This is a genomic window from Streptomyces caeni (genome assembly GCF_042678285.1).
GTDB lineage: Bacteria > Actinomycetota > Actinomycetes > Streptomycetales > Streptomycetaceae > Streptomyces > Streptomyces caeni.
In genome coordinates, this window is the sequence record NZ_JBHUDX010000111.1 from 1 (window position 1) to 7,774 (window position 7,774).

At 71.6% G+C, this 7,774-nt stretch carries 4 protein-coding genes; 1 reads left to right on the forward strand and 3 read right to left on the reverse strand.

What is annotated here, in order from left to right; genetic code table 11:
• Positions 1-72: 72 nt before the first annotated feature.
• Positions 73-2,247 carry a SpoIIE family protein phosphatase gene (locus ACFSL4_RS33880; RefSeq protein WP_381091487.1) on the reverse strand — a complete coding sequence of 725 codons (2,175 nt, stop codon included), beginning with the start codon at positions 2,245-2,247 and terminating at the stop codon, positions 73-75.
• A 238-nt stretch (positions 2,248-2,485) separates the two neighbouring features.
• Between ACFSL4_RS33880 and aspS the strand changes: the two genes are divergently transcribed.
• Positions 2,486-4,249 (forward strand): aspartate--tRNA ligase, encoded by a 1,764-nt coding sequence (aspS, locus tag ACFSL4_RS33885; protein WP_381091489.1) that lies wholly within the window; start codon positions 2,486-2,488, stop codon positions 4,247-4,249.
• 430 nt (positions 4,250-4,679) lie between these two features.
• Here aspS and metG read toward each other — a convergent pair whose 3' ends face one another.
• Together metG and ACFSL4_RS33895 are read right to left on the reverse strand one after the other, a co-directional pair.
• Positions 4,680-6,395 carry a methionine--tRNA ligase gene (gene metG / locus ACFSL4_RS33890; protein WP_381091491.1) on the reverse strand — a complete coding sequence of 572 codons (1,716 nt, stop codon included), beginning with the start codon at positions 6,393-6,395 and terminating at the stop codon, positions 4,680-4,682.
• 153 nt (positions 6,396-6,548) lie between these two features.
• Positions 6,549-7,774 (reverse strand): VWA domain-containing protein (locus ACFSL4_RS33895; RefSeq protein ID WP_381091493.1); only part of this gene is annotated, 1,226 nt, incomplete at its 5' end.

Sequence of the window (7,774 nt, forward strand, 5' to 3'; positions counted from 1 at the left end):
TACCGGGCCCGGGGGCCAGGCGCCCCATTGCGGGGCCACGGAAAAGGTAACGGGGGGGGCCGCGGGCCGTGCTCATCGCAGCTGTGCGACCTCCTCCCGCAGATCGTCCTCTGGCTCCATCTTCGAGGGCTCCTCGCGCAGCTCGACCCAGATGCACTTGCCCTCGCCCCGCGGTTCCACGCCCCAGGCGTCGGCGAGCAGCTCGACGAGGATCAGTCCGCGGCCGGAGGAGGCCAGTTCGCCCGGCCGGCGCTTGTGGGGGAGGTCGTCGCTCGCGTCCGTGACCTCCACGCGCAGCCGGCGCCCGCCCCGGCCGTCCACGCCGCTCGGCTCGCCGGCGATCTCGGCGACGAGGAGCGCGTCCGCGTCGGTGTGGACGAGGACGTTCGTGAGCACCTCGGAGACCAGGAGTACCGCCGAGTCCAGCTGGTCCTGGGAGGACCAGTCGTGCAGCAGTTCGCGCACCTGCTGCCGGGCGCCGGCGATACGCTCGGGCTCGGCCTGCGCGACCGTCAGCGCCAGCCGGCGCACGGCCGGGCGCGCGGCGGGGACGGTGCCGCCGGCCGGCTCGCCCGGCCGGCTGAGCAGCAGCAGCGCTATGTCGTCCTCGCGCCGGTCGGTCAGCGGCCCGGTGGCGTGGTGGGAGGAGGGCCCGTGCACGGCCTGGACCAGCGCGTCGGCCAGCTCGTCGATGTCGCCGTCGTGCTCCTCCAGTATCCGGCGTATGCGCCGCCAGCCGGTGTCCAGGTCGTGCCCGCCGGTCTCGATCAGCCCGTCCGTGCAGATCAGCATGGTCTCGCCGGGCTCCAGGAGGAGCCGGGTGGTCGGGTAGTCCGCGTCCGGGTCGATGCCGAGCGGCAGCCCGCCCGCGGTCGGCCGCATCAGCACGGTCCGGTCCGCCATGCGGATCGCGGGGTCGGGGTGGCCGGCGCGGGCGATCTCCAGCGTCCCGGTCTCCGGGTCCACCTCGGCGTAGAGGCAGGTCGCGAAGCGCAGGTCGCCGCCGTCCGCGCCGTATGTCATGCCGTGCAGGAAACGCGAGGCGCGGGAGAGGACCGCGTCCGGGGGGTGGCCCTCCGCCGCATACGCCCGCAGGGCTATCCGCAGCTGGCCCATGAGGCCCGCGGCGCGCACGTCGTGGCCCTGTACGTCGCCGATGGTGAGCGCGAAGCGGCCTCCCCCGGGCAGCTGGATCATGTCGTACCAGTCGCCGCCCACCTGGAGTCCGCCGCCGGTCGGTATGTAGCGCGCGGCCACGGTCATGCCGGGGATCTCCGGTCCGAGCACGGGCAGCATCGAGCGCTGCAGCCCCTCCGTCAGCTCCCGCTCCGTCTCGGCGGTCGTGGCCCGGGAGAGGGCCTGGGCGAGCATCCGGGCGACCGTGGTGAGCACGGAGCGCTCGTCGGGCGTGAAGGTGACCGGGTACTTGAAGGCCGCCATCCACGCGCCCATCGTGCGGCCCGACACGGTGAGCGGCAGGAACGCCCAGGACCGCCGGCCGAAGTGCGCGGCGAGCGGCCAGGAGACCGGGTAGCGGGCCTTGTACTCCATGGGCGAGGACAGGTAGACGGCACGGCCGGTGCGGACGACCTCGGCGGCCGGGTAGTCCGTGTCCAGCGACATGTGCGTGAAGGGACCCTCCTCTCCGGGCGCCTGGCCGTGGTGGCCGATGACGGTCAGCCGGTCGCCCTCGGCCCCGAAGACCGCGAGGCCGTCCGGCGAGAACCCGGGCATGGAGAGGCCGGCCGCCACCCGCAGTACCTCCGCCGTGGACCGTGCCTCGGCCAGCGCGCGTCCCGCGTCCAGGAGGAACGCCTCGCGGGAGCGGCGCCAGTCGCCGGTGACCGGGGAGCGCGCGGCGGCGTCCGGGGAGGGCTCGGTGACTTCCTGGAGTGTCCCGACCAGCACATACGCCCCGGTCTGCGGGTCCATCGACGGCTTGGAGCGGCTGCGTACGGTGCGGACCACGCGTCCGTGCGCGTCCATGATCCGCATCCGGATCTCGGCGATGGTGCCCTCGGCCAGGGCGAGCTGGACGATCCCGTCGACCTCGTTCCAGTCGACGGGGTGGAACCGGGCCCGGACCCCCGCCTCCGTGAGCGTCGTCGCCTCCGGGGGCAGCCCCAGCAGCCGTGCGGCCTCGGCGTCCATGGTGACGAGTCCGGCGGCGTGGTCCCAGCGCCACACCCCTGTCGCGAGGGCGGCCAGGACGTCCCCCACGGCGGGCAGAGGCTCACCAGTGCGCATTGTCCCACTGTAAGAAGAGGTGATCGAGACGTGCCACCGAAGGTAAGAAAAGTCCCAATTTGAGCCCATTGTCGATGATATCGGGGCCTGGCCGAAGGGGAGAGAGCCGTGCGGAAATGGTGGGGAGGCGATCTTGGGGCGGCCGGTACGCTTGGTAGGTCCGGGCCGTGCCCGCCCGGACGCACCGGGGCGAGCGCCCCCGGACAGACCCCGCTCCGCGAAGACTGGATGAACGACGATGCATCGGTACAGGTCCCACACCTGCGGCGAGCTCCGCGCCTCTGACGTCGGCAGCGACGTCCGGCTGAGCGGCTGGCTGCACAATCGGCGCGACCTGGGCGGCATCCTCTTCATCGATCTGCGCGACCACTACGGCATCACCCAGCTGGTCGCCCACCCCGGCACGGCCGCGTACGAGGCGCTGGACGCCATCTCCAAGGAGTCCACCGTCCGCGTCGACGGCAAGGTCGTCTCCCGCGGCGCCGAGAACGTGAACCCGGACCTGCCCACGGGTGAGATCGAGATCCTGGTGGGCGAGGTCGAGCTGCTCGGCGCGGCTGCCCCGCTCCCCTTCACGATCAACACCGAGGACGGGGTGAACGAGGAGCGGCGCCTTGAGTACCGCTTCCTGGACCTGCGCCGCGAGCGCATGCACCACAACATCATGCTGCGCACGGCCGTGATCTCGGCGATCCGGCACAAGATGGCGGCGATGGGCTTCAACGAGATGGCCACCCCGATCCTGACGGCGACGTCCCCGGAGGGCGCCCGCGACTTCGTGGTCCCCTCCCGGCTGAACGCGGGCAAGTTCTACGCGCTGCCGCAGGCCCCGCAGCAGTTCAAGCAGCTGCTGATGATCTCCGGCTTCGACCGCTACTTCCAGATCGCGCCCTGCTTCCGCGACGAGGACGCCCGCGCGGACCGTTCGCCGGGCGAGTTCTACCAGCTCGATGTGGAGCTGTCCTTCGTCGAGCAGGAGGACGTGTTCCAGCCGATCGAGCAGCTGATGACGGAGATCTTCGAGGAGTTCGGGGGCGGCCGCCACGTCACGTCCCCCTTCCCCCGCATCCCCTTCCGCGAGGCGATGCTCAAGTACGGCTCGGACAAGCCGGACCTGCGGGCCCAGCTGGAGCTGGTCGACGTCACGGACGTCTTCGAGGGCTCGGAGTTCAAGGCGTTCGCGGGCAAGCACGTACGGGCGCTGCCGGTGCCGGACACCGCCTCGCAGCCCCGCAAGTTCTTCGACCAGCTCGGCGAGTACGCGGTGGAGCAGGGCGCCAAGGGCCTGGCGTGGGTGCGGGTCGGCGAGGACGGCGCGCTGACGGGCCCGATCGCGAAGTTCCTCACGGAGGAGAACGTCGCGGAGCTGACGAAGCGGCTGTCCCTCGCCGCCGGGCACGCGGTGTTCTTCGGCGCGGGCGGGTTCGACGAGGTCTCGAAGATCATGGGCGCGGTCCGGGTGGAGGCGGCCAAGCGGGCCGGCCACTTCGAGGAGGGCGTCTTCCGCTTCTGCTGGATCGTCGACTTCCCGATGTTCGAGAAGGACGAGGACACGGGGAAGATCGACTTCTCGCACAACCCGTTCTCCATGCCGCAGGGCGGCATGGATGCGCTGCGGACGCAGGACCCCCTGGACATCCTGGCCTGGCAGTACGACATCGTCTGCAACGGCGTGGAGCTGTCCTCGGGCGCCATCCGGAACCACGAGCCGGACATCATGCTCAAGGCGTTCAACATCGCCGGCTACGACGACGAGACGGTGGAACGCGAGTTCGCGGGCATGCTCCGCGCCCTCCGCTTCGGCGCCCCTCCGCACGGCGGCATCGCGCCGGGCATCGACCGCATCGTGATGCTCCTGGCCGACGAGCCGAACATCCGCGAGACGATCGCCTTCCCGCTCAACGGCAACGCGCAGGACCTGATGATGGGTGCCCCGACGGAGCTGCCGGAGGAGCGCCTGAGGGAGCTGCACCTGTCGGTGCGCAAGCCGCAGCCGAAGTAGTCGTCCTGCATGGGCGGCCCGGAACCGGTGGCCGGTTCCGGGCCGCTTTCCGTGCGAGCGCCGGCTGACAGCTCGTTCCCTCCGTTCCCGGCGGCTTCGTCACCCGGCGTCCCAGACTCATGACCGGGCATCAGGAACCGCAAAGTCGCCGCGTCCGCCGGGCGGACGGTGAGCTCGGCCGCCCAGTAGGGTCCGTGCGCGGGATCCTCGTGGCACGTTGCTGCGTCAAAGGGGGAGGCGAGGCAGATGGGTACCTAGGCCGGGCTTGCATCGGCGGAGTTCTTGCGCCTCCGGCGTGGTACCGGCGCGTGGGCGGGCCTCGTGGCGTACGCGTCGGGAAGCCGACCCCGCACCGACCGCACCCCGCCCCCCGGTCGACCGTGGGGCGGGGAACGGTGGCGCGGTCACCCCGTGGGCGCCCGTCGCCGGGTCAGCCCTCCGTGCCGCCGAAGCGCTCCTTGTAGTTCTCCAGGTCCTCGTCCGTGAGCTTGGCGAACAGGACCGGCGGGACCGTGAAGGGGGTGCCGGCGGTGACGGCGGTGAGGGACTTCGCCCCGTCGCGCGTCACCCACGTCGCCGTGTCGTCCTTCAGGTCGAACGCCCCGCGCATCGCCGCGGACGAGGTCGGGATGAACGGCTCCGAGACCACCGCGTAGAGATGGATCAGGTTCATCGCCGTGCGCAGGGTGAGGGCCGCGCCCTCCTTGTTCGTCTTGATCTCCAGCCAGGGGGCCTTCTCCTCCAGGTAGGAGTTGCCCGCCGACCACAGGGCGCGCAGCGCGGCCGCCGCCTTGCGGAACTGGATGGCGTCCATGTGCTCCTCGTACTCCGCGAGCAGGCGCGCGATCTCCTCGCCGAGCCTCGCCTCGGCCTCGCCCGGCTCGCCGCCCTCCGGGACCGCGTCGCCGAAGCGCTTGCGGGAGAAGGACAGGACGCGGTTGACGAAGTTGCCCAGGGTGTCCGCCAGGTCCTTGTTCACCGTGGCCGTGAAGTGCTCCCAGGTGAAGGAGGAGTCGTCGGACTCGGGCGCGTTCGCCATCATGAAGTAGCGCCAGTAGTCGGCCGGGAGGATCTCCAGCGCGTCGTGCGTGAAGACGCCGCGCTTCTGCGACGTGGAGAACTTGCCGCCGTAGTAGTTGAGCCAGTTGAACGCCTTGATGACGTCCACCTTCTTCCACGGCGCGCGGGTGCCCAGCAGGGTCGCCGGGAACATCACGCTGTGGAAGGGCACATTGTCCTTGCCCATGAACTGCGTGTAGTGGACGTCCGCGTCCGACTCCCACCACCACGAACGCCAGTCGCGGTTCTCGGGGTCCTGGTCCGCCCACTCCTTCGTGGCGCCGATGTACTCGATCGGGGCGTCGAACCAGACGTAGAAGACCTTGCCCTCGGCGGCCAGCTCCGGCCAGGTGTCGGCCGGGACCGGGACGCCCCAGTCCAGGTCGCGGGTGATCGCCCGGTCGTGCAGGCCCTCGGTGAGCCACTTGCGGGCGATCGAGGAGGCCAGCACGGGCCAGTCGTCGGCGCGCTCGTCCACCCATGCCTCGACCTCGCCGGCCAGCGCCGACTGCAGCAGGAAGAGGTGCTTGGTCTCGCGGACCTCCAGGTCGCTGCTGCCGCTGATCGCGGAGCGCGGGTCGATCAGGTCGGTCGGGTCCAGGACCCGCGTGCAGTTCTCGCACTGGTCGCCGCGCGCCTTGTCGTAGCCGCAGTGCGGACAGGTGCCGATGATGTACCGGTCGGGCAGGAAGCGGCCGTCGGCGTTGGAGTACACCTGGCGGATGGCCCGCTCCTCGATGAACCCGTTCGCCTTGAGCTCGCGGGCGATCTCCTGAGTGATCTCGCGGTTCTGCGGGGACGAGCTGCGGCCGAAGTAGTCGAAGGCCAGGCTGAAGCCGTCGTACACCGCCTTCTGCGCGTCGTGTGCCTGGGCGCAGAACTCGTCGACCGGCAGGCCCAGCTCCTTCGCCGCCAGTTCGGCGGGGGTGCCGTGCTCGTCCGTCGCGCAGATGTAGAGGACGTCGTGGCCGCGCTGGCGCATATAGCGGGAGTAGACGTCCGCCGGGAGCATGGACCCCACCATGTTGCCCAGGTGCTTGATCCCGTTGATGTACGGAAGGGCGCTGGTGATGAGGTGTCGAGCCATCGCGGGCTGCTCCCAAGTCGCTACGCGGGGTGACGATCGTCGGCTTCGGGTCGGCTGCAATCGTCTACGAACCTTGAAATCGTAGCCGACATGGGTACGCCGCCCGCCTCCCGTTTTACGCGGTGAGAGGCGGGCGGCGTCCGGGTGCGGCGGTCAGGGGCGCCAGGTCGCCAGGATGCCCTCGTACACCTCCGTGTCCGTGAGCTCGCGCGGGGCCTCGCCGGCCAGGAAGTGGGAGGTGTTGTCCGTCTTCAGCTTCCGGAGGTAGTCGAACGCCTTGTTCTCCGGGTCGCCGAAGGCGACGAAGGAGAAGAAGAGGGCCGGGTGGTTCTTCGCGGCGTTCGTCAGCGACTGGGTGGCGGGGGTCTTCGCGTCCGGCGCGCCGTCCGTCTGGAAGATCACCAGGGCGGGGAGGGCCGGGTCCTGCGACTGCTCGTGGTGGGCCACCACGGCCTCCACGGCGGCGTGGTAGCTCGTGCGGCCCATGCGGCCGAGGGACGCGTGCAGCTCGTCGATCTTGTTCTCGTGGTCGGCGAGGGTCAGCTCGCCCGTGCCGTCGAGTTCGGTGGAGAAGAAGACGACGTGGATCGTGGTCTCGGGGTCGAGGTGCGCGGCCAGCGCGAGGGCCTGCTCGCCGAGGGCCTGGGCGGAGCCGTCCTTGTAGTACGGGCGCATGGACGCCGAGCGGTCGAGGACCAGGTAGACCTTGGCGCGGGCGCCGGCGAGGCCGCGCTTGTCGAGGACCGTGGCCGCGGCCTTGTAGGCGGTGGCCAGACCGGGGGCGCGGGACTTCACGCCGTCGAGCGTCAGGGCGGGCGTGGGGGCGTCCGTCTGTGCGGGGGTCGGTTCGTCCGCCTGCGCGGGTGCGGAGTCCTCCGCCTGCGCGGGTGCCGGCTCGTCGGCGGCCGGTGCCTCGGGCTCGGATTCGGGTTCCGCCTCCGGCTGGGGGACGGCGTCGGCGGCCGGTTCGGGTGCCGGCTCGGGCTCCGGCTCGGGGGCCACCCCGGCTTCCGGCTCGGGCTCGGTCGCGGCTGCGGCCTCCGGCTCCGGCTCGGGCTCGGTCGCGGCTGCGGCCTCCGGCTCCGGCTCCGGCTCGGGAGTCGGCTCGGTCGCGGCTTCGGCTTCCGGCTCGGGGGTCGGCTCGGGTTCGGGTGCGACCTCGGCTTCCGGCTCGGGGGTGGGGGTGGCTTCGGCGGTCGGCTCGGGCTGGGGCTCGGCCTCTGCCTCGGTCGCCGCCGGCTCGGGGGCGGGGGCCGCTTCGTCGGTCGGCTCGAGGGCCGGGGCGGGTGCGGCTTCGGCCTCCGGGCCGGGGGTCGCCTCCGGGGTCGTCTCGGCGGCCGGTTCCGGCTCGGGTGCGGCCTCGGCCTCCGGCTCCGTCT

Coding starts and splice junctions, on each gene's coding strand:
- aspS (WP_381091489.1), top strand. CDS start 2,486: ATGCATCGGTACAGGTCCCACACCTGCGGCGAGCTCCGCGCCTCTGAC.
- ACFSL4_RS33880 (WP_381091487.1), bottom strand. CDS start 2,247: ATGCGCACTGGTGAGCCTCTGCCCGCCGTGGGGGACGTCCTGGCCGCC.
- metG (WP_381091491.1), bottom strand. CDS start 6,395: ATGGCTCGACACCTCATCACCAGCGCCCTTCCGTACATCAACGGGATC.